The organism is Micromonospora sp. PRAS1, assembly GCF_059553435.1.
In genome coordinates, this window is the sequence record NZ_JCANNB010000004.1 from 44,950 (window position 1) to 70,256 (window position 25,307).

The following is a 25,307-nucleotide window of genomic DNA, read 5'->3' on the forward strand; positions in this document are numbered from 1 at the left end:
GGGCGGGGAAGGCGAGTCATGGCAACACCGGCAAGCAGCCCATCCGTGCTCACCCGGCGGGGCGTGCTGACCGCGGCGGCAGGCACCCTGCTACTCGGCGCCTGCGGGCGCGACGCAGAGCGCGAGGCGGTCGTCACCCGCCCCACCGGCCGGCACGAACTGGTCATCGGGGCGACGCTGGAGCTGAGCGGTCCGGGCGCGGCCCTGGGTGTGGCCCAGGAGCGGGCGCTGGCCATCAGCACGGAGTTGGTCAACCAGAAGGGCGTCGCGGTCGGCAACCTGCGCCGGAGCGTACGGCTGGAGGTGCTGGACAATCGCAGCGATCCCCGGCTCGCCGCCCGACAGGCCACCGAGCTGGGTCGACGCGACGACGTGCACGCCCTGCTCGGCGGCACGCTCGCGGAGACCTCGATGTCGGTCATCGGGGTGGCGCAGAAGCTGCGGCTGCCGTTCGTGTCGCTGGCCTTCGGCGACGCGATCACCGTTCCGCTCGCCCAGCGGGCCTTCATCTACCAGGTCACCCCACAGGCCGGTGACGTGGCCCGCCGGCTGGCCCAGGTGATCGACACCGAGCGGCTGCGCCGGGTCGTGCTGCTGGCCGAGGAGGGCCTGCACGGCGATTCGGGAGTACGGGCGATGACCGGGGCCCTGCGTACCGCCGGGGTGACGCTCGCCCGAACGGTACGGCTGCCCCGGTCCAGTGACGGCGTCGCGCGGGCCGCTGCGGAGGCCCTGACGGCTCGAACGGAAGGCGTGGTGGTCTGGGCCACCGCACCGAACTCCGGCACCGCCGCACGGGCGCTGCGCAAGGCCGGATTCACCGGCCGGCTCTTCTTCGACGCCGGTGCGGTCGCCGAGGAGACCCTGGAGGGCCAGAACGCGCCAGCCGTCGAGGGCGCCTACGCCATCCATCCGGCCTCGTTGGGCGGCTCCACCGTCGCCAACAGCAGCGCCACCGGGCGCGCGTACCGGGAACTCGTCGCGCAGTACATCCGACGGCACGGCGCCTACAACGGCTTCGCCCCGTACGCCTCGGACGCCCTGCTGCTCATCACCACCGCCGCCAGGCTGGCCGACAGCGTCGACCGGGGTCGGCTGCGGGCGTACCTGCAGAACCAGATCACCGACGGGATGGCGGGGATGTACTCGTTCACGCCGATCCGGCACAGCGGCATGGAGCGCCACTCCCTCGGGGTGTACCGGGTGGACGGTGGCGCCTGGAACCGGCTCAGCTGACCGCGCCGGGATCAGGCGCCGCCGGAAACGGGCACCGGCCGGGATCAGCGCCGGGAAACGGGCACCGGCCGGCTTCAGCGCCGGGTCACGGACAGCACTCAGCGCCCGGTGTCGACGGAGGCCGTCACCGGGCGCCGAAAGGGCCCTCAGGCCGGCGCGACCGCCCGCGAGCGACGCATGGTGAGCACGTACTCGACAAGCGAGATCAGCACGTGCTTCGTCGACTCCCGGTTCCGGGCGTCACAGGCCACCACCGGCACGTCACTGGAGATGGCGAGCGCCTCCCGGACGTCCTGCGGGTCGTGGTACTGCATGCCGTCGAAGCAGTTGATGGCCACCAGGTACGGCAGCCGCCGATGCTCGAAGAAGTCGATCGCCGCGAAGCAGTCGGCCAGCCGGCGGGTGTCCACCAGCACCACCGCGCCGATCGCGCCCCGGACCAGTTCGTCCCACATGAACCAGAACCGGGTCTGACCCGGCGTACCGAACAGGTACAGGATCAGGTCACGATCGATCGAGATACGGCCGAAGTCCATGGCCACCGTGGTCGTCGTCTTGCCCGGCACCTGCCGGGTGTCATCGACGCCGACGCCGGCGGAGGTCATGATGGCCTCGGTCGTCAGCGGCGTGATCTCAGAGACCGAGCCGACCAGGGTCGTCTTGCCGACGCCGAATCCACCGGCGATAACGATCTTCGCCGACGTCACGCGCCCGCTCGGGGTCGGCGGGCGGTGCGACATGTCAGAGCCTGCGAAGTCCACTCAGCACCCTCTCCAGCAGTTCAGTGCCCACCGCGTCGTCCGAGTCGTCCAGGATGGTCGGCTCGTGGACCGCGACCAGGCCGTCCGTCGCCATGTCGGCGATGAGCACCCGGGCCACGCCGAGCGGAAGTTGCATCCGCGCCGCAATCTCGGCGAGCGACTGCACGCGTCCGTCACAAAGCGCGGCGATGTACTGGTGCTCACGGCCTTGACCGCCGTTGCCAGTGGCAACGGCCCGACCGCGCACCGTGGTCTCGACGAGCGCCTCGAGGGCGATGTCGAGGCGGGGACGGGTACGGCCTCGGGTCACGGCGTATGGACGGACCAACGCGCCGGTCGGCTCGTCACGATCGGCCATGTCGCCGCTCACCTCCTTCGTACCCGGCACCGGATCGCACCGGTGCTACCCGTCGTATGCAGTGTTCGCGCCCCGCCTGCCCCACCGGCTGGCGCGACGATCAGCCCATCATCCCGACAGCCGTACGCGGCGCCGGAGTCAGGGCGTCACCCACCCGGTCAACGAGCAGGGCCATTTCATAACCGACCTGCCCGACGTCGCAGCTACGCGCGGCGAGCACCGCGAACGACGAGCCGTCCGAAATCGACATCAGGAACAGGAAGCCATTGTCCATCTCGACCACGGTCTGGAGGACCGCGCCTCCTTCGAAGCAGCGGGCCGCACCCTGGGTCAGGCTGACCAGACCCGAGGCGATCGCGGCCAGCTGGTCTGCCCGGTCCCGCGGAAGGTCTCGTGACGACGCCAGGAGCAGGCCGTCCGCGGAGACGGCGACCGCATGCGCGACACCGGGCACCCGATCGGCGAAGTTGGCCAGCAGCCAACCGAGATCCTGCGTAGTAGTCATCCTTCTTGCTCCTTCTGCCCGCTCTGCCCGCCCGAAGTCTCCTCCGGGCCGGTCGGGTTGCTGTCCGAGGGTTGGCTGCCACGCCCTCGCTGGACACCCCGGTGGTAGGCGGAGAGCAGACCGCGTACCGACTCCGGGTTACGTCGCTGCACCGCGGCGCTCGGCTTCTCCACCGCGCCCGGAACGAGCTGGGCCATCGGCGTACGCTTCGGCAGCCCGGTCTGGGTGGTTCCGGCAGCCGGCGCCTGGCTGGCGGCGGTGGCCGCCCGCCAACCGTCGTCGGCGGCAGTCTGCCACGCGTTCTCCTGTGGCGCGGACCGGTACGAGGGCCTGCTCTCGGCGGCGCTCGGGCGGGCTGGGCCGCTCGCCGCGCCGTACCCGCCGGACGCGCCTGCGGCCGTCGGAGTCTCTGCCATCGGTTCGTTACCTGTCGTCCCGGTCGGGGTCTGCGGTGCGGGTCGACCGACGGTGTCGACCGTGGAGAGCTGCTGGGTCACGGCACCATTCGCCGCCGGCTGCCGAGCGCCCGCCGACTCCTCCGGGCCCGGGCGGCGGGTACGGAACCACGCCGACTCCAGCTCCCGGAAGATTGGCAGCTCCATCGTCTCATCCGCGTACCGCTGCCGGTTCTGCGCCTGCGGCGTCGGCGTGGTCGGCCGGGCGGACGGTGCCGCCGGGCGCTGCACTCGCGGCAGCTCGGTGGTCATGTCCAGCGCGGCGGCAAGCCGCTCGGGCACCGGCGGCGCGGCCGGCTCCCCGGCGACCGGCGGCCAGGCCGGCGGCGCGGGGGCCTGGCTGCTCGCCGGGCCGGCGGTGGGTGCCGCCGAGACGGGCCGCTGCGGCAGCGGGCTACCGGGCGGCGTGGAGACCGGCGATCCCGACATCGGTGCCGCCGAGATCGGCGCCGACGACACGGGCTGACCGGAGACCGGAGCCGCCGAGACGGGCGGTGCGGAGTAGGGCGTGCCCGAGACCGGTGGCGAGGACGACACCGGTGGCACCGGCGGTGCGGAGACCGCCGGCGGCGCGTACGGGCCGGCCTCCGGGCTGCTCGGCAGCTGACGCGGGATGGTCGGCGGCTGGTCGGTGCCGGCCGAGTCGTCGGCGGCCCGGCGCTGCGGCAGCGGGTCCATCGACTGGCCGTTCGAGCTACGCGGGGCGAAGCCGCTTCCGCCGCCGACCCCGCTGGCACCGGTCAGGTCCGACCAGGCGGGCAGGTTCCCCGAGGCTGCGCCAGCCACCTGGGCCGGCGTGCCGGAGCCGTTGCGGCTGGCCGGGTCGAAGGGACGGCCACCCAGGGTGACCTGGTTGCCCGAGCCGCCGGGACGCTGGGCGGGTGCCGGCGGGGTGCTCGCCCCGCCGCCGAGCGCCGGCAGCGCGCCGAACGTCGGGTTCGGCCCGGACGCGGGCCCGGGCGTGGCGGGCAGCGCGGCGGGGTGTTGGCCCCGGCCGGAGAGCGCCCGCGGCACCAGCACGGTGGGCGGCAACGCGACCTCGGCAACCGTGCCCCGGTCGCTGCTGCCCGAACGCAGCTCGACCTTGACGCCGTGCCGGGACGCCAGCCGGGCGACCACGACCAGGCCCATCATCCGCGACACCGCGACGTCCACCTGCGGCGGCGTGGCCAGCCGCTCGTTCAGGTCGGCCAGCTGCTCGGCGCTGATGCCGATGCCCCGGTCCTCGACGTAGAGCGAGGCGCGGTCGCCGACCCGCCGGGCCTCGACCAGGACCTGCGAGTCCGGCGGGGAGAAGGCGGTGGCGTTGTCGAACAGCTCGGCGACGAGGTGCACCAGGTCGTTGACCGCGTGCGCGGCGACCTCGATGTCCCGGTCGATCACCCCGAACTCGATCCGGGTGTAGTGCTCGACCTCGGACTGGGCGGCGCGCAGCACGTCGATCAGGGCGGCCGGCTCCCGCTGCACGCGGGTCGAGTCGGCACCGGCGAGGACCAGGAGGTTCTCGTCGTTGCGACGCATCCGGGTGGCGAGGTGGTCCAGCTGGAACAGCTCGGCCAGCCGGTCCGGGTCCTCCTCACCGCGCTCCAGCCGGTCGAGGTGCCCGATCAGGCGGTCGACCAGGATCTGGGAGCGGCGGGCCAGGTTGACGAACATGGTCGCGACGGAGGCGCGCAGCGCGGCCTGCTCGGCGGCGGTGCGGACGGCCTCCAGGTGGACGGCGTTGAACGCCTCGGTCACCTGGCCGAACTCGTCCTTGCTGCGCACCGGCAGCGGCTCGGCGATCTGGTTGGCCAGCTGCACCGGGGAGAGCTGCCCGGTCACCTGGGGGTCGCGCAGCCGGGCCACCGCCTGGGGCAGCCCGTACTGGGCGATGCTGAGCGCGCCCTGGCGAAGCTCACGCAGCGAGCGGGCCATCGAGCGGGCGACCAGGTAGGCCAGGAAGATGGCGAGCAGCAACATGGTCAGCAGCAGGCCGGTTTCCAGGAACACCTGACGCTGCACGTCGGAACGGAGCTCACCGGCCTGCGTCACCACGTCCGAGTCGAACTTCGACTCGACCGTCCGGATCAGCTTGCCGTTCGCCACCAGCGCCGCGTCCCACTGCTCCGGGGAGAAGGAGATGCCGGAGAGGTTCTCGGAGGTGTCGGCGTTCACCTGGCTGATGTAGATGGTCGCCTGTCGGCGGTCACCGCCGCCGATGGTCTGGGCGTGGAACTCCGACTCCGCCTCGGTGGCCACCGCGTTGAAGCTCTGCTGGGCCTGCTGCTGACCGGTCTCACTGGAGATGTAGTCGGTCCGCAGGGTCGAACTCATGCCACCGAGGATCAGGGCGCGGTGCACCACCACCCGGCGTACGGAGAGCCACTCCTTCTCCCGGGCGACGGCGGCAGCGGCCCGCATCCGGTCGCTGAGGTCGTTGTCACCGGCCAGCTGGCTGGCCGAGTCCCGGACCGCGAGCAGCTGGTTGATCAGCTCGTCGTACGACTGCAACGCATCTGTGATCTTGAACTTGCCGTTCAACACCTGGCTGCGGGTGCCCGGCAGGTCACCGAGCCGCTCGTTGATCTGGTCGAGCAGGATCTCCAGGCTGGCGGGCAGGTCGGTCAGGGCGACCCGCTGCTGCGCGTAGGGATCCTTTGCTTTGTCGACCCCGGCCGAGACCTCGCTGTAGAGAGTGGAGTAGCGCTTCTTCGCCTCCGACTCGGCCTGACCCGCCGACTGCGGCGGCACGCCCAGCAGCAGCACGGCCGCGGTCCGCTCGTCCTGGAGACCATCCACCAGATTGCCGGAGTGCCCGATGAGCTCGGCAAGATCACCGGCCCGGTTGGCATCGCTAAGCGAATCCAGGTGGTCGAAGAGGCCGCTGGTGCCCACGACGACCGTGGCGATGGTCGGCACGATCATGATGAGACCGAGCTTGGACCAGATCGGCATGTCGCGAAGCCGACCAGCCGGCCGGCGCAGACGCGACAGGAAGGAGCCTGCCGTCTTCGGCCGTTTGCTCACGTCACCGCCCTCGTGATTGCAGCGTCCGCGTTGCCCCGGGCAACGCCCAGCGGCCGACCCGGCGGGTCGGACCATCCGAGATTCCATCACGCCGCCCCGGAAAGAGAAAGCCCAGGTTGTCCCCAACCGGAGGTGTGATGAGATGTTGATGCAATTTGCTCGCGGTCCGTCTGTCCGGAGTCACTTAAAGTAATGGAAACCCAGCGTCGAGTCGTCCTGCTTGCCGGCCCATCCGGCTCCGGAAAGTCGTACATAGCCCAACAAACCGGGCTACCTGTCTTGTGTTTAGACGATTTTTACAAGAACGGCGATGACCCAACGTTACCGCTACGGAACGGTCAGATCGACTGGGAATCGCCCGGGTCGTGGGACGCGACCAACGCGGTCGAGGTCATTACCCAACTGGTCCGACACGGCCGGGCAGATGTGCCGGTCTATGCGATCAACGAGGACCGCCGGGTGGACACCCGGCCGTTCGAGCTGGCCGATTCGCCACTCTTTGTGGCTGAAGGGATATTTGCCGCTGAGATTGTCGCGGAATGCCGTCGACGGGGCCTGCTCGCCGGCGCGTACGCCCTGCGGCGACCGCGCGGCGCGACCTTCCTCCGCCGGCTGGCCCGCGACCTCGCCGAGCAACGCAAGGGGCCGGCGATGCTGATCCGTCGTGGCGTGACCCTGCTACGCACCGAGCCGGCGGTGCTGCGCCGGCAGACCGGGTTGGGCGCGGAGGCGGCCCGGGGCCGGGACGTGCTGCGCCGGGTGGCCGGACTACTCGCCGCCGGGCACCCCGGCACCAGCTGAACTCACCCCAGCAGCTTGGCGTACGCCGGCTTGATCACCTCGTCGATGATCCGCAGCCGCTGGTCGAAGGGGATGAACGCGCTCTTCATCGCGTTGATGGTGAACCACTGCACCTCGCGCCAGCCGTAGCCGAACGCCTCGGAGAGCAGGGCCATCTCCCGGGACACCGACGTGCCGCTCATCAGCCGGTTGTCGGTGTTGACAGTGACCCGGAACCGCAGGTCGCGCAGCAGCCCGATGGGGTGCTCGGCGATCGACGCGGCGGCACCGGTCTGCACGTTGGAGGAGGGGCAGAGTTCCAGCGGGATGCGCTTGTCCCGCACGTACGCGGCCAGCCGCCCGAGCACCGGCTCCGGACCGACGGTGATGTCGTCGACGATGCGTACGCCGTGGCCGAGGCGGTCGGCCCCGCACCACTGGATCGCCTGCCAGATCGACGGCAGCCCGAACGCCTCACCGGCGTGGATGGTGAAGTGGAAGTTCTCCCGCTGGAGATATTCGAAGGCGTCCAGGTGCCGGGTGGGCGGGAAGCCCGCCTCCGCACCGGCGATGTCGAAACCCACCACGCCCTGGTCGCGGTGGCGCACCGCCAACTCGGCGATCTCCTGCGACCGGGCCGCGTGCCGCATCGCGGTCAGCAGCGTGCCGACCCGGATCGGGGTACCCGCCTCGGCGGCGAGCGCGCTGCCCTCGGCGAAACCGGCCAGCACCGCCTCGACCACCTCGTCCAGGGTGAGGTTCCGTTCCAGGTGCTGCTCCGGGGCGAACCGCACCTCGGCGTAGACCACCCCGTCCGCGGCCAGGTCCAGGGCGCACTCGCGGGACACCCGGCGCAGCGCCGAGGCGGTCTGCATCACGGCGACCGTGTGCGCGAACGTCTCCAGGTAACGCTCCAGTGAGCCGGAGTCGGCCGCCGCCACGAACCAGTCGCCCAACGCCACCGGGTCGGTGGTGGGCAGCTCGTGGCCGACCTCGGCGGCCAGGTCGACGATCGTCGCGGGCCGCAGGCCGCCGTCCAGGTGATCGTGCAGCAGCGCCTTGGGCGCCTTGACGATGTCCTCATACCGGATACTCGCGACCATGACCAGACCCTAGTCCGCCGCGGCGTGCTCGGTACGCTCGGGCACGTGGAACCGGCCTGCGACCTGCTGCGGTGATGGATCGTCACGTCGTCGACCGGCTGCGCTGCCCGGTCTGCGCCGAACCGCTGACCGAGGTCGCCGCCGGTGCTACCCGCGCGCTGCGCTGCCCGCGCCGGCACAGCTTCGACATCGCCCGGCAGGGCTACGTCAACCTGCTCGCCGGCCGCGCCCCGCACGGCGGGGACAGCGCCGAGATGGTCGCCGCCCGGGCGGACTTCCTGGCCGCCGGCCACTACGACACCATCTCCGCCGCCCTCGCCACCGCCGCCAGCGCCGCCCTACCGGCAGCCACCGGCACCGACGCCGCTGGGGCGTACCCCCTGGTGGTGGAGACCGGAGCGGGGACCGGTCGGCACCTCGCGGCGGTGCTGGCGGCGCTGCCGGGCGCGGTCGGTCTCGCCCTGGACGTCTCCAAGCCGGCGGTGCGTCGGGCCGCGCGGATCCATCCGCACGTCACCGCGGCGTTGGCCGACACCTGGCAGCGGTTGCCGCTGGCGGACGCCGGCGCGGCGCTGCTGCTGAACGTCTTCGCCCCCCGCAACGGTGCCGAGTTCCACCGGATCCTCGACCCGGCCGGCCTGCTGCTTGTGGTGGCCCCGGCCACCGACCACCTCACCGAACTCGTCGACGCCCTCGGCCTGCTCCGGGTCGACCCGGCCAAGGCGGACCGGGTCGCGGCCAGCCTCGGTGGGCACTTCACCGAGGAGTCGGCCACCGTGCACCGCCGGGAGCTGACCCTCTCCGGCGCGGAGGTGGCCACGCTTGTCGGCATGGGCCCGAGCGCCTGGCACGCCGACCCGGCGGGACTGGCCGCCCGGATCGCCGAGCTGGGCGAGCCGGTCCGGGTGACCATGGCGGTACGCCTCGGCGTGCACCGACCGAAGCACTAGCTTGATCAGGTGGAGAGGTCGACCTCTTCCCAGCCCGGCGGCTCGTCGTGGTACGGCCCGCGCAGAATGACCGCCCACTCCAGCGCCCACCGGCGCTGCCCGATCGCGTTCGCGTCCACCAGACCCGGCAACGCCCGGCCGGACCGGTCCACCTCCAGGTACGCCCAGTCCAGGCAGTAGTGCAGGTCGAGCAGGGCGGCGGCATCCGCCGGGTGCTGCGGCGCGGCCAGGATCCGCGAGCGCCACTGCTGGAACGTCTCCCCCTCGACGATGTTGGGCAGGCGTTCGACCAGCCGCTCGTCCACCGGCAGGGTGGGGTCGAGCTGCTTGGTCAGACCGAGGACCCAGGCCAGCGAGAAGAGCGCGTCGTGGTGCAGGACGAAGGAGCGGTGATCGCCCTTGGCGCCGGTGACGAACTGGAACTCCGGCGGGGTGACCATCTCCACCAGATGCGAGGCGAGCAGCCAACTCATCGCGCCCTGCGGCGGCATGCCGAAGCAGCGGGCCAGGATCAGGTGCAGCACCGCGATCCGCGCCTCGATCTCGACCGTGGGTCGCAGCTCTATCCGGTCGCCGGGCTCCCAGACCAGCGGGAACTGGGCCGGCGGCAACGGCAGCCGTAGCCGGGACAGCTCCTCCAGGCTCGCCTCACGCACTTCCCGGGGATCGGGGGCGGGAACGATCACGGCAACATCCCTGTCTGCTCACACCGGTGTGGCACCGACTGTCCCCCTGGCCTGCGAGAGTAGTCGCCTCATCGGTTCGACACCATGGGACCCGACCAGGGTTTCGTCACTCGACGCGATCGATCACCAACGGCAGCGGAATCGGCGGACGTTCTGCCAGGCTGACCGCCCGAGCCGCCTCCGCCAACGCCGCCGGGATCTTCTCCGGCTGGTCGGCGCGCAGTTCGTAGAGCGGCTCCCCGGCCCTGACCGGGTCACCGGGACGCTTGTGCAGCAGCACGCCGGCCGGCACGCTCACCGGATCCTCCTTGCGCGCCCGCCCCGCGCCGAGTCGCCACGCGGCCACCCCCATCGCGTACGCGTCGACCGCCGCGACGTACCCGTCGGTCTCGGCGCGTACCACCTCGACCTCGTTCGCCCCGGGCATCGGCGCGTCCGGGTCGCCGCCCTGCGCCCGGATCATCGACCGCCACACGTCCATCGCCCGCCCGTCCCGCAGCGCGGCTTCGGGGTCGGCGTCGGGCAGCCCGGCGGCGTCGAGCATCTCCCGGGCCAGCGCCAGGGTCAGCTCCACCACGTCGGCGGGACCGCCACCGGCGAGCACCTCCACCGACTCGGTGACCTCGACCCCGTTGCCGATGGCCCGGCCGAGCGGGGTCGACATGTCGGTCAGCAGGGCGACCGTCCGTACCCCGTGCGCGCCGCCCAGCTCCACCATGGTCCGGGCCAGTTCACGAGCGTCGTCGACCGACTTCATGAACGCGCCGGAGCCGACCTTCACGTCCAGCACCAGCGCGCCGGTGCCCTCGGCGATCTTCTTGCTCATGATCGAGCTGGCGATCAGCGGGATCGCCTCGACGGTGCCGGTGACGTCCCGCAGCGCGTACAGCTTGCGGTCGGCCGGCGCCAGCCCCGACCCGGCCGCGCAGATCACCGCGCCGATCTCGCGCAGCTGGGCGGTGAACTCCTCGTTGCTCAGCGCGGCCCGCCAGCCCGGGATCGACTCCAGCTTGTCCAGCGTGCCGCCGGTGTGCCCGAGCCCACGCCCGGAGAGCTGCGGCACCGCCGCGCCGCAGGCGGCCACCAGCGGGGTGAGCGGCAGGGTGATCTTGTCGCCGACGCCGCCGGTCGAGTGCTTGTCGACGGTCGGCCGGGCCACGGACGACAGGTCCAGCCGCTCGCCGCTGGCGATCATCGCCGCCGTCCACCGGGCGATCTCCGGCGCCGTCATCCCGTTCAACAGGATCGCCATGGCCAGCGCCGACATCTGCTCGTCGGCCACCGCCCCCCGGGTGTACGCGTCCACCACCCAGTCGATCTGCGCGTCGGAGAGCACTCCCCCGTCCCGCTTCGCCCGAATCACATCAACCGCAGTAAAAGCACTCACCCTTGAGTCCAATCAGTATTCGATGCCCGCGCCCCGCTCAACCGCCCCAGCGAACCGGAATCTCCGCCGGTGGCTCGCCCTCGCCGGCCCAGAAGATCGTGCCGGACGCGTCCACCACCACCACCCGGGGCGTACGCGCCAATCCCCAGGTGATCGCCTCTGCCGGGTCGTCCCAGCTCGGCCCCTCCTCCAGCACCCCGGTCTCGGCGCCCGCGTCGTCACCGGCCGAGCGTTCCCAGTAGGCCGTCCAGACCTGCTGCCCCGCCGACAGGTCCGGGTGCACGAAGACGGTGCCGCGTCCGCGCCAGGCGGCCAGCCGCTCCGGCACCACCGGCACCGGCTGCTCGCTGGTGACCGCGTCGAGATCGGTCACGTCGAAGGCGTGCGGCAGCAGCTCGGCCATCCGCAGCGGGCCGCCCTTCGCCTCGATCAGGCACTCCGGCCCGCCCTGTTCCCAGAGCAGCTGCCGGCAACGCCCGCACGGCATCAGCGGTTCGCCGGTGGCGTCGACGCAGGAGAGCGCCACGATCCGGCCGCCGCCGGTGGCGTGCAGCGAGGAGACCACGCCGCACTCGGCGCAGAGCACCACGCCGTACGCGGCATTCTCCACGTTGCAGCCGACCACCACCCGGCCGTCGTCGACAAGCGCCGCCGCCCCCACCGGGAACTTCGAGTACGGCACGTACGCGTGCCGCATCACCTCGGTGGCCGCGGCCCGCAGCCGCCCCCAGTCGATCTCCATGCTGCGTCCCCCTGGATCAGCCCTTGATGTACGGCTTGCCGTCGGCCGCCGGTGCCCGGACCCGGCCGACCAGCCCGGCCACCGCCAGGATCGTCGCGAGGTACGGCAGCATGGCCAGGAACTGGCCGGGAATGATGCTGTTGATCGCGCCCAGGTAGGTGGCCAACTGGTCGGCGAAGCCGAAGAAGAGTGCGGCGAGCAGGGCCCCGGTCGGGCTCCACCGGCCGAAGATCAGCGCGGCCAGGGCGATGAAGCCCTTACCCCCGATCATGTTCTTGGTGAACGAGAAGAGCGCCAGGGTGTACGACGCGCCGCCGATGCCGGCGATCGCCCCGGCCATGATCACGTTGCGGTAGCGCAGCCCGAGCACCTTCACGCCGAGGGTGTCCGCCGCCGTCGGATGCTCGCCGACCGAGCGGGTCCGCAGTCCCCACCGGGTACGGAACAGCCCGATGTGGATCACGAGCACCAGCAGCAGAGCCAGGTAGAGGAAGATGTTGCCCCGGAACAGCGCCGGACCCAGCACCGGGATGTCCGAGAGCAGCGGAATCTCCCAGTTGCTGAAGCGCGGGGCGCTGTTGTAGCGGGCCGCGTCGGTCTGCATCAGCCGCTCGTAGAGGAAGCCGGTGATGCCGAGCGCCAGCAGGTTCAGCACGATGCCCATGACCACCTGGTCGACCAGGTAGCGGATGGAGAAGACGGCAAGCAGCAGGGAGATGAACGAGCCACCGATCGCGGCGGCGATCAGGCCCACCCAGACGCTGCCGGAGATGCTGCCGAAGAGCGCACCGCTGAAGGCGCCCATCAGCAACTGCCCCTCGATGGCCACGTTCACCACGCCGGAACGCTCGCAGAGCACGCCGGCCAGCGCACCGAAGATCAGTGGCAGAGCGAGCAGGAACGTACCCCGCACGATGTTGACAAGCGGCATGAAGTTCTGCCCGGTCGGGGCGTCCGAGACCTGCCAGCAGAGGAAGGAGAGCACGAAGCCGACCAGGCCCACGGCGAGCAGCGGGATGAACCAGCGCTTCGGCAGCCCGGCCAGCATCGCGCCACCGGCGGCCAGGGTGATCAGACCGAAGATGATCGCGCCGACCGTGCCGTTGACCTCCAGCGCCGCCCCGGCGGCGTCCTCGCTGAGCGTGAACCGGGCCGGTTCGTCGGTGGCCAGCGCGCCGAACACCACAGTGGCCAGCAGGCCGAGCGCCAGCAGCACCAGCCCCACCTTGCGGGTCCGGGTCCAGAAGCCCTCGTCGACGGGTGCGACCGCGACGTCGGGAACAGCCGTGGTGGACATGCCTCACCAGCCCTTCGCGAGGCTCGTCTGGAGCCGGGCGGCCCGCGCCGCCCGGAGCTGGAAGATCGCCTTCACCAGGGCTGGCGCGGCGATGAAGATGACGATCAGTGCCTGGAGCACGGTGACCAGCTCCAACGAGATCCCCGAGTACGACTGCATCCGGTTGCCGCCGGCCTGCAACGCGCCGAACAGCAGCGCGGCCAGCGCCACGCCCCACGGTTTCACCCGGCCGAGCAGGGCGACCAGGATGCCGTCGAAGCCGATCTGGGCGATGACCAGCGGGGTGAGCGCGGCGGCGGTGGTGCCCAGCACCATCTGCGAGCCGCCGAGCCCGGCCAGCGCACCGGCGAAGACCATGATCAGGACGTACGTGCGGGTGACGCTCATGCCCGCGGTCCGGGCGGCGTCCGGGTTGGCGCCCACCGCCCGCAGCTCGAAGCCGAGCGTGGACCGGTTGAGCAGCCAGGCGACCGCCCAGGTGGCCAGCACGGCCAGCAGGATGCCGGCGTGCGCCCGCAGCCCGTCGCCGAACAGGCGCGGCAGTTGGGCGGAGGCGTCCACGGGCCGGCTGATGGCGTCGGTGCGGTTCGGGTCCTGCACGCCGTTCTGCACGATCAGCCAGGTCAGGAAGTAGACCGCGATGTAGTTGAGCATGATCGTGTTGATCACCTCGTGCGCGCCGGTGCGCGCCTTGAGGATGCCCGGAATGAAGCCCCAGATGGCCCCGCCGAGCGCGCCGGCCAGCACCGCGACCAGCAGGTGCAGCCCGGGCGGCAGCGGCAGCAGGAAGCCGGCCAGGGCGGCCAGGATGACGCCCATGATGGCCTGCCCCTGGGCACCGATGTTGAACAGGCCGCCCCGGAAGGCCAGCGCCACCGACAGGCCGGTGAAGACCAGCGGCGCGGTGTAGGTGAGCGTCTCCGAGATCGGGCTCAGCGCCGCGTTGACCGTGCTGGCGGCCGGGTCGAAGACGGACCCCTTGAACAGGTTCGCGTACGCCTCGCTCACCAGCGTCCAACTGGCGCTGAGCGCGTCGGTGGGGCGGGCGGTGAAGTAGGCGTAGGTGCCCAGCACGTCCGGATCAGAGACGATCATCAGGACGGCGCCGACGATCATGGCGAGGAGCAGCGACAGCAGGGTCACCGTGAACGTGTTGGCGGCCCACAGGTTCTCCAGGAAGATCCGCCCCAGCGTGGGACGCGGCTCCGGCGCGGCGGTGGGCTTGCTGGTCGGTTCCGCGCGCTCGGTGTTGTCGAGCGCGGTCTCGGCGGCCTGTTCCGGGCTCGCCGGCTCCTTGTCCGGGGAGCCCGACTGGGGGTTCTCGGTCATGCCTTCTCGTCCTCGCTGCCTGGACCGGTCGCCGCCGGTCCGCCCTCGGCGGCCGGCGCGCTGGCCGGCGAGCCGCCCGTCGCGTCCGGGGTGATGCCCGCCATCAGCAGGCCGATCTCCTCACGCGGGGTGTCCGGGCCGACGACGCCGATGATCCGCCCGCGGTACATCACCGCGATCCGGTCCGCCAGCCCGATCACCTCGTCGAGTTCGCTGGAGACCACAAGCACGGCGGTGCCGATGTCCCGCTCCCGGATGACCCGGCTGTGGATGAACTCGATCGAACCGACGTCCACCCCTCGGGTGGGCTGGGCGGCGATGAAGAGCTTCAGCGGCCGGGACAGTTCCCGGGCCACGATCACCTTCTGCTGGTTACCGCCGGAGAGGGTGCCCACCGGCGCCTGCGCCGACGAGGTGCGTACGTCGAACTGCTCGATCCGCTCGGCCGCCGATTTCGTGATCGCGTCCGGCTTGATCGACAGGCCACGACCGAACGGCGGCCGGTCGTAGATGTCCAGCACCAGGTTCTCCGCGACGGTGAACTCCTTGACCAGGCCGTCCACGCTGCGGTCCTCCGGCACGTAGCCGACGCCCGCCCGGAGCACCTTCTTGGTCGACCAGCCGTCGATCCGCTGGCCTTCGAGGGTGATGGTGCCGGCGAGCGGCGGGCGCAACCCCATGATCGCCTCGATCAGCTCGGTCTGGCCGTTTCCCTGCACGCCCGCGATGCCGAGCACCTCGCCCGCACGTACGGTCAGGTCGACGCCGTCCACGGCGCGGACCTGGCGGTCGTCGTCGACGACCAGGCCGGAGAGCTCAAGCATCGGCTCGCCCGGGGTGGCCGGGCTCTTTTCCACGGTCAGCCGGACGGTACGGCCGACCATCAGCGCGGCCAACTCGTCGCGGCTGGCCTCCGGCGACGCCGTGCCCACCGTCCTGCCGCGCCGGATCACGGTGATCCGGTCGGCGATCGCCTTGACCTCGCCGAGCTTGTGGGTGATGAAGACGATCGACTTGCCGGCGGCCTTGAGCGACCGCATCACGGCGAGCAGTTCCTCGGTCTCCTGCGGGGTGAGCACCGCCGTCGGCTCGTCCAGGATGAGCAGGTCGACGTCGCGGGTGAGCGCCTTGACGATCTCCACCCGCTGCTGGACACCGACCGGCAGGTCCTCGATCACCGCGTCCGGGTCGACCCGGAGGTTGTACCGCTCGGAGACCTCGGCAACCTCGCGCCGGGCCCGACGCCGGTCCAGGAATCCGGCGATGCCGCCGCGTACCTGCTCGGCACCGAGCATGATGTTCTCGGTCACGGTGAAGACCGGTACGAGCATGAAGTGCTGGTGCACCATGCCGATGCCGGCCGCGATCGCGTCGGAGGGCCCGCGCAGCTTCAGCGGCTCGCCGTCGACCAGGATCTCGCCCTCGTCGGGCTGGTAGAGCCCGTAGAGCACGTTCATCAGGGTCGACTTGCCGGCGCCGTTCTCGCCGAGCAGGGCATGGATCTCTCCAGGCTCCACCGTGAGGTCGATGTGGTCGTTGGCGACCAGATCACCGAACCGCTTGGTGATGCCGCGCAGTTCGAGTCTCAGCGCAACCTCCCGGGGTGCGAAGCGATGGTGCAGCGTAGCTGCTGGCGAGCTGGCCGCGGCGGGGCCTCGACCGGTGGCACGGACCGGCCGCCCCGGCACGGCGGGTTCCCCCGCGCCGGAGCGGCCGGATCATGGAATGCGTGGCTCGCCGGCCGCCTGCGGTGATCGTCGCACCGCCGGCGGCCGGCGACGGGTCACTTCGGCTGAGCGGCCGAGGTGACCTTGACGGTGCCGGCGGCGATGTCCGCCTTCAGCTTGTCGACCTCGGCCTTCAGCTCGGCCGGGACCTTGCTGTCGAACTCGTGGTACGGGGCGATCGAGACGCCGTCGTTGGCAAGCGTGCCGACGAAGCCCTCCTCGGCGTTGAGCTTCTCGCCAGCGGCGGCCTTGAGCACGGCCTCCTTGACGGCGCCCGGGATGTTCTTCACCACGGTGGTGATGATCGCCGAGCAGTCCGGCGTGCTCTCGCAGCCGTCGACGTCCACCCAGATGGCGTTGTACTTGCCACCGGAGGCCTTGGCCGCGCTGGTGGTACCGAGGCCGGCGCCGCCGGCGACCGGCATGATGATGTCCGCACCCTGGGCGACCAGTGCGTCGCTCACCTTCTTGCCCTCGTCCTGCTTGACGAAGTCGTTGGTGAAGGAGCCGTTCTGGGTCTCCTTGTTCCAACCGAGGGCCTGGACGTTCGCGCTCTTGGCCTGGTTGTAGTGCGCCACGCCGTCCACGAAGCCGTCCATGAAGATGGTCACCGGCGGGATCTTCATGCCGCCGTAGGTGCCCACCTTGCCGCTCTCGCTCATCCCGGCGGCGACGTAGCCGGCCAGGAAACCGGCCTGGGCGGTGTCGAACTCCATCGGGTAGACGTTTGCCACGCCCGGGTTGGCGTCGACGATGCCGAACTGCTGGTCCGGGTTCGCCTCGGCGATCTTCTGGGTGGCCTCGCCCATCAGCCCGCCGACGGACAGGATGAAGTCGCAGTCCTGGTTGACGTAGGCGGTGAGGTTCGGCTCGTAGTCCGCCTCGGCCCGGGAGCTGGTGCTCTTGATGTCGATGTTGCTGTTCTCGGCCTTGGCGGCCTCGAGGCCCTTCCAGGCCGACGCGTTGAACGACTTGTCGTCGATGCCGCCGACGTCGGTGACCATGCAGGCGGTGTACTTCTCGCCGCCGGAACCGGCGTTGTTCTCCTCATCCGGGGCCTCGCCACAGGCGGCGGCGCTCAGTACGAGCCCACCCGCCGCGATGATCGAGGCGATCCGCATCCCACGCACCGAGCGCAAGACAGCTCCCTTCCCATTGCACACCGCGTGGTTGCGGTGGCAGCCCTTGAACCGGCTTGCGCTGTGCCGCCGGCGTCCCACGTTACGGACGCAGAGCGTACGCCCGCGCCCACCTGCCGACCGACAATCGTGCAGGACTGTTGGAGGCCTGTTACCCCTACGTAATGCTTGGGTGGGGCAAATCACTCAAGCCGCCGGCAGGCGAGCGAACGGGTGTCCGGAAAGTCCCTTTCCTGGCTCGGGCGGGTGACCCGACGGTCACCGCCAGAAGACCGCCACCGCCGCGTTGACCAGGGTCAATCCGACGATCGCGAGGAAGTGGCCGCGGTTGACCTCGGGCCGCTTCCGGGAGAAGAAGACCATGACGAAGATGAGCAGGGCGAGCACCAGCTTCGTCACAAGCTTCGCGGGTGCCGGCTCGTCGCCGTCGCGCAGCGGCGCGGAGAGCCCGATGCCGGTCAGCAACTGGATCACCGCACCCCAGAGCATGGCGGCGTTGACCCGGAGCTTGCCGGTGAGGTATTGGGCGATCGCACCACCGAGCAGCAGCGCGAACCCGATCAGATGGACGTAGAGAAGGATGAGTCGAAGTGCTTCCACCCGACCCATCCTGCCCTATCAACGACGGTTTGTAGTAGAGGCATCCGGCTGGTCGGCGAGCCAGCGTGTTGCGCACCCCGGGCTGGGCAGAGCTTGGAGGCTACGCACAACGCTGCCGCCAACCTGGTTGTTGCAGCGCGGAAGTGCCCGAGCATCGGCCGCACGCAGGGTTGGCCGGCCAGGAGCAACATCCCGAACAGGCGTGATTTCACTGTGAAATATTGATTTCACAGTGAAATCAGCACCCTGACGACCACCACTCGCAGGCCAACCAGGGGTCTTGAGCGATCATCCGCTCCGGGTGCCCTCGGGTTCCACACCATTGGCCCGCAAGATCCGCCGGACCTGTTCGCGGCCGTAGCCGCTGACCTGGGCGATCTCGCCCACGCGCCGACCGTCGCGGTAAGCCGTCACGATCGCGGCGGCCAGCCGAATAGTCTCCCCGACCCGGCCCCGTCGGATGAACCCACACCCGCCCGCCAACGCACAGGTTCGGGCGAAAGGCAGGCCTCGTGACGATCCTGGCGGTCGGCCCGCGTGAGCTACCGAAGACGGAGATGGTCGAGGTGTGGCTTGAGACGCACTACTGAACCCAGCGGCGAGCCCTCGGCAACACGCCGAGGGCTCGCATCGTCGCACCCGGCGTCAGCCCTTGGTGCCGCCCGCGGTCAGGCCGGACACCAGGTGCTTCTGGGCGAAGAAGAAGACAAGCCCAGCCGGGACGGTGACCAGCACGGCCGCCGCCGTCAGGTACTCCCACTGCGGGTTGAACTGCGGCACGAACTGCTGAAGCCCGTACGCCAGGGTGAACTTGTTGTCGGTCTGGATGAACGCCGAGGCGTACGCCACCTCACCCCAGGCGGTGAGGAAGGTGTAGAAGGCGGTGACCGCCACCGCCGGCCGGGCCAACGGCAGCACCACCTGCCAGAAGGTGGCGAACGGCCCGCAGCCGTCCAGCGCCGCCGCCTCGTCCAGCGAGGTCGGGATCGAGTCGAAGTAGCCCTTCAACATCCAGGCGCAGAAGGGCACCGCGATGGTCAGGTACGCGACGATCAACGCCGGCATGGTGTTGATCAGCCCGAGCCGGGCCAGGATCGTGTAGATCGGCACGATCAGGATGGCCACCGGGAACATCTGGGTGATCAGGAAGACCATCATCAGCGGCCGGCGGCCCGGGAAGTTGAACCGGGACACCGCGTACCCGGTGGTGGCCGACAGGAAGATGCCGATGCTCATGGTGAAGGCCGCGACGATCACCGAGTTGAGGAACCACCGGGGGAAATTCGTCTCGGTCAACACGTAGCTGTAGTTGGCCAGGGTGGTGTCCCGGAAGAGGGTCAGCTCGCTGCTCTGGATCGCGTACCCGGGCTTGAGCGAGGAGAGCAGTACCCAGGCGATCGGCCCGATCGCGATGAGCGACGCCAGGATCAGCGTGCCGTGCAGCAGCACCGACATGGCCGGACTGCGCCGGCTGCGCGCCGGACGGACGACCTTGCGCATCACCACACCTCGCCTTGCTTGCGCAGCGCCCGCCGGTAGAACACCGAGAACACCAGCAGGATCGACAGAATCAGTACGCCGTACGTCGAGGCGAGCGAGTAGTTGCGGATGCCCTCGAAGGCGGCCCGGTACGCACCGGTCACCAGGATCTCGCTCTGTCCGGCCGGCTGCCCCTCGGTCACCAGGAAGATGATCGGGAACATGTTGAACGTCCAGATGGTGCCGAGCAGCACCACGGTCATGCTGACCGGACGCAGGCCGGGCAGCGTGATGTTGCGGAACCGCTGCCACGCCGAGGCGCCGTCGATCTCGGCCGCCTCGTAGAGCTCGGACGGGATGGTCTGCATGCCGCCGAGCAGCGCCACCATCATGAACGGCACGCCCAGCCAGACGTTCGTGACGATAGCGGTGAAGAGCGCCGTCCATCGGTCGGCGAACCAGGAGACCTGGTCGATGCCGAGGGTGGCGAGCAGCGCGTTGGCCAGGCCGAAGCGCTCGTTGAAGATGAACTTCCAGGCGAACGCGCTGACGAAGGCGGGCACCGCCCAGGGCAGCACCAGCAGCACCCGGTAAAGGCCGCGGGCCCGCATCGGGCGGTTGAGCATGCTGGCCAGGCCGAGACCGAGCCCGAAGTGGCAGATCACGCAGACGAAGGTCCAGATCAGCGTGACGCCGGTCCACTGCCAGAACTCACCTACCTCGCCGGTGAGCACCCGCACGTAGTTGTCGAGGCCGACGAACTCCCACTTGTTGGGGTTGTCGGTGCAGACCTCGCCGCCGGTGATCGACCGGGTGCAGATCTCGGCGACCTGGTTGGCCTCGGTGAGGTTGGTGAAGGAGAGCCAGATCCCGCGGAACAGCGGGTAGAAGATCAGAACCGCCAGGACGATGACGACGGGCAGGACCATCGCCCAGGCGTACCAGTGCTTCTCCCAGCTGCGGCGCAGCCGGGAGGGACGAACGGATCGGCCGGGCGACGTCGACGACGACGGCGCCGGATCGGCTGTCACGGTGGTCATCAGCTGCGCTCCACTGCTCAAGGTCCGGCAGGGTCGCGCGACGCCACAGTCACGCGACCCGGCCGGTGCCGACAGGTCACCGGCCGGTGCCGGCGTCGACGATCAGGTCAGAGCCCGTATCCGGGGACGACCTCGGCCTTGTACTTCTTGGCGACGGCGTCCAGCGCGGCCTTCGGGTCCTTGTTCTGAATCAGGACCTCGGTGGCCATCTGGTCGAGCGGGCCGAAGAACTGACCGGCCTCGGGGATCCACGGACGACCCACGGCGGCCTCGTTCACCGCCTGGAACGCGGCGACCACGGCGTTGTTCTTGACCGAGTCGACCTGGTACGCGGAGGTACGGGTGGGCAGCAGGCCGAGCTTCTCCGAGAGGAATGCCTGCGATTCGGCGTTGCTCATGAACTTGACGAACGCGACGGCGGCGTCGACCTTCTCCTGCGGCATGCCGGACCAGATCACGTAGTTGTGGCCGCCGACCGGGCCACCGGCCTTGGCCGAGCCGGCCGGCACCGGGGCGATGCCCAGGTTCTCCAGGCCGCCGAAGGCCGGCGCCGACTTGACGTTGTTGACCTCCCACGGCCCGTTGATGATCATGGCGACCTTCTGCTCCTTGAACAGGGTCATCATGGTGCCGTAGGCGTCGTTGGCGGAGGGCTTGGCGGCCGCACCGCTGTCGATCAGGTCCTTGGCGATCTGGAGCCCGGCCGCGTTCTGCGCCGAGTTGATGACGATCTTCTTGCCCTCGGTGTCGACCAGGTCGCCACCCTCGCCGTACATGAAGGGCAGCAGGAAGTAGCCGGCCGGGTTGAGGTAGACCCCCTCGGCGTCGGTCTTCTCCTTGACGGTCTGCGCCGCGGTCTTCAGCTCGGCCCAGGTCTTCGGCGGCTCGCTGATGCCGGCCTTGCTCAGCAGTTCCTTGTTGTACATGAGCGCGAGGCTGTCGGTGACCTGCGGGACGCCGTAGGTCTTGCCGTCGTACTTGTTCGAGGCGAGCGGGGTCTCCAGGTAGTCGGAGGCGTCGCTGAGCAGTTCGGAGCCGTCCAGCGCGTAGAGGTAGCCCAGCGAGGCGAACTCGGGCACCCAGGCCACCTCGGCCCGCAGGATGTCCGGGGCGCCGGTCTTGGCCTGCGCGGCGGTCTTGAACTTGTTCTGCGCCTCGCCGAACGGGACCGACTGATAGTTGATCTTCACGTTCGGATAGGTCTGGTTGAACTTGGCGATCAGTTCCTTGAACGCCGGGCCCTCGTTCTGCGGGTCAGAGGTGTCCCACCAGGTCAGTTCTGCGGTGAGGGAGGCGGGGTCGACCTTGGGCTGCTCCTCGGCCGCCTGGTCCTCGCCGCCGCACGCGGCGACGGAGAGGGCGAGGGCGGCGGAGGCGAGTACGGCGATCCCCCTGGCTGTGCGACGCATGTTCGCTCCTAAGTTGCCTGCCGGGTAACGGCGGGACAGTAGCAAGAAGTTTCGTAACTAGAAACCCCTTGCGAATCCCCTTGCAACAACCGTGGCCCATCCGCAACATCAACGATCCACAACTACCGCCAACTGGGCATTTTCCGCGCGAGCGGATCGAACGATCGCTAACGAACGCCACTCGCTGACCACCCACAGATCACAGCTCGTAGCGATTGCGGCCCACCCGCGTTGCGCCGATGAACGATTCCCCGACACCCTCTGCTCGATTCTGCAAGTTCTTGCTGCCCACTGCGCAAGAACTTGTCAGTGAGCTACAGTGCCGCCATGCGCGCTCGCCTGTCCGACATCGCCCAGCAGGCCGACGTCAGCGAAGCCACCGTGTCCCGGGTGCTCAACGACCGTCCCGGCGTGGCACCCGAGACCCGGCAGGCCGTCCTGACCGCCCTAGACGTGCTCGGTTACGAGCGCCCCGCCCGGCTGCGCAAACGCAGTGCCGGGCTGGTGGGTCTGGTGGTGCCGGAGCTGGACAACCCGATCTTTCCCGCCTTCGCCCAGATCATCGAGTCGGCCCTGGCACCCACCGGTTACACCCCGGTGCTCTGCACCCAGACCCCCGGCGGCGTACGCGAGGACGAGTACGTCGAGATGCTGCTCGACCGCCAGGTCTCCGGCATCGTCTTCGTCTCCGGACTGCACGCCGACACCGCTGCCGACCACGACCGGTACCGGACGCTGATCGCCCGCCCGCTGCCGATCGTCATGATCAACGGGTACGCGCCCGGCATCCCGGCGCCCTTCGTCTCCTGCGACGACCGGGAGGCGGCCGAACTGGCCGTGGCCCATCTGGTGGCCCTGGGCCACCGGCGGATCGGCCTGATCACCGGCCCGGACCGGTTCGTGCCGGTGCAGCGCAAGGTCAACGGCTACAAGGCGGCGATGGAGCGTCTCGCCGGGGTGAGCGAGGAGGAGCTGACCGAGCTGACCGAGCTCTCCCTCTTCGGGGTGGAGGGCGGCGAGGTGGCGGCCGGCCGGCTGATCGAGCGCGGCGCGACCGGCATCGTCTGCGGCTCCGACCTGATGGCGCTCGGCGCGATCCGGGCCGCCCGGCAACGTGGTCTCGCCGTACCCGAGGACCTGTCGGTGGTCGGCTACGACGACTCGCCGCTGATGGCCTTCACCGACCCGCCGCTGACCACCATGCGCCAACCGGTGGCCGCGATGGCGGTGGCCGCGGTCCGGGCCCTGGTCGACGAGATCAACGGGCACGGCGCACCGCACTCGGAATACCTGTTCCGGCCGGAGTTGGTGGTCCGCGGCTCGACCGCCATCTCCCCCCGCCCACCCCACGCCACCCCTCCCCCACCCCTCAACCCCCGCGATCATGCACTTTCCGCCGCGCCATAAGCCGCAAACGCGGACAAAGAGCCGACCGAAACTGCAAGATCGCGGAGGCGGGAGCGGTCGCGGGAGCGGTCGCGGGAGCGGTCGCGGGGGTGGCGGCCGGGGTGGTTCTTGCGCAAGGAATGCTTGACTCTTGCAAGGGTGGGGCGGCATTCTGCTGGGACACCCTGAGCGTCCACCATCGCCGGGGTGCCGCCGTCCCGCGCCACAGAACGGGGAACACCCGATGACCGTCAGCACCCCCTCGCCGCTGACCTCCGACGCCGACTGGTGGCGGTCCGCCGTCGTCTACCAGGTCTACGTCCGCAGCTTCGCCGATTCCAACGGCGACGGCATCGGTGACCTGAACGGCATCCGGGAACGCCTGCCCTACCTGCGCGACCTCGGCGTGGACGCGCTCTGGCTGACCCCCTTCTACACCTCGCCGATGGTGGACGGCGGCTACGACGTCGCCGACTACCGCGACGTCGACCCGATGTTCGGCACCCTCGGCGACTTCGAAGCGATGATCACCGACGCCCACGCACTCGGCCTGCGGATCATCGTGGACATCGTGCCGAACCACACCTCCGACCGACACCCCTGGTTCCAGGCCGCGCTGGCCGCCGCGCCCGGTTCGGTGGAACGGGCGCGCTACCTCTTCGCCGACGGCACGGGCGCGAACGGTGAGCAGCCACCCAACGACTGGGAGAGCATCTTCGGCGGTCCGGCCTGGACCCGGGTGCCCGACGGCCAGTGGTACCTGCACCTGTTCGACCCGGCCCAGCCCGACCTGAACTGGCGCCACCCCGAGGTACGCGCCGAGTTCGAGGACGTCCTCCGGTTCTGGCTCGACCGCGGCGTCGACGGTTTCCGGATCGACGTGGCGCACGGCATGATCAAGGCCGAAGGGCTGCCGGACGTCGGCTTCAGCTCGATGACCACCGGGCGACGCCAGTCGGAACTGCTCGGCAAGGGCCGGCTGCCCTACTTCGACCAGGACGAGGTGCACGACATCTACCGCGCCTGGCGGCCCATCCTGGACAGCTACCCCGGTGGCCGGATGGCGGTGGCCGAGGCGTGGGCCGAGACCCCGCAGCGGCTGGCCCGCTACATCGGCCCGGACGAGTTGCACCAGGCGTTCAGCTTCGACTTCCTCGACGCCACCTGGTCGGCCGACTCCTTCCGCAAGGTGATCGACACCGCGCTGGCCGAGTCGACAATCGTCGGCGCCCCGACCACCTGGGTGCTCTCCAACCACGACCGGCAGCGGCACGTCACCCGCTACGGCGACGGGGAGGTCGGGCTGCGCCGGGCCCGCGCCGCCGCGCTGCTGATGCTCGCCCTGCCCGGCTGCGCGTACCTCTACCAGGGTGAGGAACTGGGCCTGCCCGAGGTGCTCGACCTACCGGACGAGTTGCGGCAGGACCCGGCCTTCCTGCGTACCGGCGAGAGCCGCGACGGCTGCCGGGTGCCCATCCCGTGGAGCGGCGAACTGGCGCCGTACGGCTTCGGGCCGGCCGGCAGCACGCTGAGCTGGCTGCCGGCCCCGGCGACCTGGCGGGCCCTCTCGGTGGCCGCCCAGACCGGTACGCCCGACTCGACCCTGGAGCTGTACCGGGCGGCGCTGCGGATCCGCCATACCCACCCGGCGCTTGTCGGTCTCGGCGGCATCACCTGGCTGGAGACCGCCCCCGGGGTGCTCGCCTTCCGCCGCGCCGTCGGCGACACCGAGCTGACCTGCGTGGTCAACCTCGGCGACACCCCGGTCCTGATCGAGGGGTACGGCGACCCCATCGTCGCCAGCACCCCCCTAACCGACCACCCCACCCCCCACCCCATTGCCCACCCCACCGCCCACCACCTCCTCCCGATCGACGCCGCCGCCTGGTTCACCCGCCACCCCTAGTGTTGACCATGAGGTTGGCGGCA

21 protein-coding genes are annotated in these 25,307 nt (G+C 70.3%); 5 read left to right on the plus strand and 16 right to left on the minus strand.

The features are described 5' to 3' along the window. The first annotated feature begins 18 nt into the window (after positions 1-18). On the plus strand, positions 19-1,236 hold the full coding sequence (locus AC507J_RS05445) for an ABC transporter substrate-binding protein (protein ID WP_496287954.1): 1,218 nt from the start codon (positions 19-21) through the stop codon (positions 1,234-1,236). A gap of 146 nt (positions 1,237-1,382) precedes the next feature. Here AC507J_RS05445 and AC507J_RS05450 read toward each other — a convergent pair whose 3' ends face one another. The 4 genes from AC507J_RS05450 to AC507J_RS05465 all read right to left on the minus strand — a co-directional run bounded on the left by AC507J_RS05450 (position 1,383) and on the right by AC507J_RS05465 (position 6,324). Beyond that, positions 1,383-1,976: a GTP-binding protein gene (locus AC507J_RS05450; RefSeq protein ID WP_088969745.1), complete on the minus strand. Its 594-nt coding sequence runs from the start codon at positions 1,974-1,976 to the stop codon at positions 1,383-1,385. A gap of 1 nt (position 1,977) precedes the next feature. Further along, positions 1,978-2,355 carry a DUF742 domain-containing protein gene (locus AC507J_RS05455; RefSeq protein WP_091416218.1) on the minus strand — a complete coding sequence of 126 codons (378 nt, stop codon included), beginning with the start codon at positions 2,353-2,355 and terminating at the stop codon, positions 1,978-1,980. Between the two features lie 100 nt (positions 2,356-2,455). Continuing rightward, a complete protein-coding gene (locus tag AC507J_RS05460) occupies positions 2,456-2,860 on the minus strand; it encodes a roadblock/LC7 domain-containing protein (protein WP_137778231.1) in 405 nt (134 codons plus the stop codon). Continuing rightward, positions 2,857-6,324 (minus strand): sensor histidine kinase, encoded by a 3,468-nt coding sequence (locus AC507J_RS05465; RefSeq protein ID WP_496287955.1) that lies wholly within the window; start codon positions 6,322-6,324, stop codon positions 2,857-2,859. Before AC507J_RS05465 ends, AC507J_RS05460 begins: the two co-directional genes overlap by 4 nt. Positions 6,325-6,783: 459 nt before the next feature. On the opposite strand from AC507J_RS05465, the gene AC507J_RS05470 reads away from it, so the two are divergent. Further along, entirely contained in the window at positions 6,784-7,125 is a 342-nt protein-coding gene (locus AC507J_RS05470) for a hypothetical protein (protein ID WP_496287956.1), read from the plus strand. Positions 7,126-7,127: 2 nt separating this feature from the next. Here the strand turns inward: AC507J_RS05470 and AC507J_RS05475 are convergent, their stop codons facing one another. Further along, a complete protein-coding gene (locus AC507J_RS05475) occupies positions 7,128-8,207 on the minus strand; it encodes an adenosine deaminase (RefSeq protein ID WP_496287957.1) in 1,080 nt (359 codons plus the stop codon). Positions 8,208-8,281: 74 nt separating this feature from the next. Between AC507J_RS05475 and AC507J_RS05480 the strand changes: the two genes are divergently transcribed. Next, a complete protein-coding gene (locus AC507J_RS05480) occupies positions 8,282-9,157 on the plus strand; it encodes a putative RNA methyltransferase (protein WP_496287958.1) in 876 nt (291 codons plus the stop codon). A 5-nt stretch (positions 9,158-9,162) separates the two neighbouring features. Here AC507J_RS05480 and AC507J_RS05485 read toward each other — a convergent pair whose 3' ends face one another. From AC507J_RS05485 to AC507J_RS05535, 11 genes are all read right to left on the minus strand, one after another. After that, positions 9,163-9,843, minus strand: coding sequence for a DUF4272 domain-containing protein (locus AC507J_RS05485; RefSeq protein WP_496287959.1), 681 nt, complete (start codon positions 9,841-9,843; stop codon positions 9,163-9,165). 106 nt (positions 9,844-9,949) lie between these two features. After that, a complete protein-coding gene (locus AC507J_RS05490) occupies positions 9,950-11,230 on the minus strand; it encodes a thymidine phosphorylase (RefSeq protein WP_496287960.1) in 1,281 nt (426 codons plus the stop codon). A 37-nt stretch (positions 11,231-11,267) separates the two neighbouring features. Then, the gene (locus tag AC507J_RS05495) at positions 11,268-11,972 is read right to left on the minus strand and encodes a cytidine deaminase (RefSeq protein ID WP_496287961.1); all 705 of its coding nucleotides are present in this window, start codon (positions 11,970-11,972) and stop codon (positions 11,268-11,270) included. A 16-nt stretch (positions 11,973-11,988) separates the two neighbouring features. Beyond that, on the minus strand, positions 11,989-13,269 hold the full coding sequence (locus tag AC507J_RS05500; RefSeq protein ID WP_496287962.1) for an ABC transporter permease: 1,281 nt from the start codon (positions 13,267-13,269) through the stop codon (positions 11,989-11,991). A gap of 3 nt (positions 13,270-13,272) precedes the next feature. Then, positions 13,273-14,598 carry an ABC transporter permease gene (locus AC507J_RS05505; protein WP_496287963.1) on the minus strand — a complete coding sequence of 442 codons (1,326 nt, stop codon included), beginning with the start codon at positions 14,596-14,598 and terminating at the stop codon, positions 13,273-13,275. Continuing rightward, complete coding sequence (locus AC507J_RS05510) at positions 14,595-16,286, minus strand: ABC transporter ATP-binding protein (protein ID WP_496287964.1); 1,692 nt, start codon at positions 16,284-16,286, stop codon at positions 14,595-14,597. Before AC507J_RS05510 ends, AC507J_RS05505 begins: the two co-directional genes overlap by 4 nt. A gap of 95 nt (positions 16,287-16,381) precedes the next feature. Further along, complete coding sequence (locus tag AC507J_RS05515) at positions 16,382-17,446, minus strand: BMP family lipoprotein (RefSeq protein WP_496288162.1); 1,065 nt, start codon at positions 17,444-17,446, stop codon at positions 16,382-16,384. 276 nt (positions 17,447-17,722) lie between these two features. Further along, positions 17,723-18,064 carry a hypothetical protein gene (locus AC507J_RS05520; RefSeq protein ID WP_496287965.1) on the minus strand — a complete coding sequence of 114 codons (342 nt, stop codon included), beginning with the start codon at positions 18,062-18,064 and terminating at the stop codon, positions 17,723-17,725. A 645-nt stretch (positions 18,065-18,709) separates the two neighbouring features. Next, a complete protein-coding gene (locus AC507J_RS05525; protein WP_496287966.1) occupies positions 18,710-19,564 on the minus strand; it encodes a sugar ABC transporter permease in 855 nt (284 codons plus the stop codon). Beyond that, a complete protein-coding gene (locus AC507J_RS05530) occupies positions 19,564-20,583 on the minus strand; it encodes a carbohydrate ABC transporter permease (RefSeq protein WP_496287967.1) in 1,020 nt (339 codons plus the stop codon). Before AC507J_RS05530 ends, AC507J_RS05525 begins: the two co-directional genes overlap by 1 nt. 107 nt (positions 20,584-20,690) lie before the next feature. Then, positions 20,691-21,992, minus strand: a complete 1,302-nt coding sequence (locus AC507J_RS05535) for an extracellular solute-binding protein (protein WP_496287968.1) — start codon at positions 21,990-21,992, stop codon at positions 20,691-20,693. 327 nt (positions 21,993-22,319) lie between these two features. On the opposite strand from AC507J_RS05535, the gene AC507J_RS05540 reads away from it, so the two are divergent. Both AC507J_RS05540 and AC507J_RS05545 read left to right on the plus strand, forming a co-directional pair. After that, on the plus strand, positions 22,320-23,399 hold the full coding sequence (locus AC507J_RS05540; protein WP_496287969.1) for a LacI family DNA-binding transcriptional regulator: 1,080 nt from the start codon (positions 22,320-22,322) through the stop codon (positions 23,397-23,399). A 223-nt stretch (positions 23,400-23,622) separates the two neighbouring features. Beyond that, entirely contained in the window at positions 23,623-25,284 is a 1,662-nt protein-coding gene (locus AC507J_RS05545; RefSeq protein WP_496287970.1) for a glycoside hydrolase family 13 protein, read from the plus strand. Positions 25,285-25,307 lie beyond the last annotated feature (23 nt).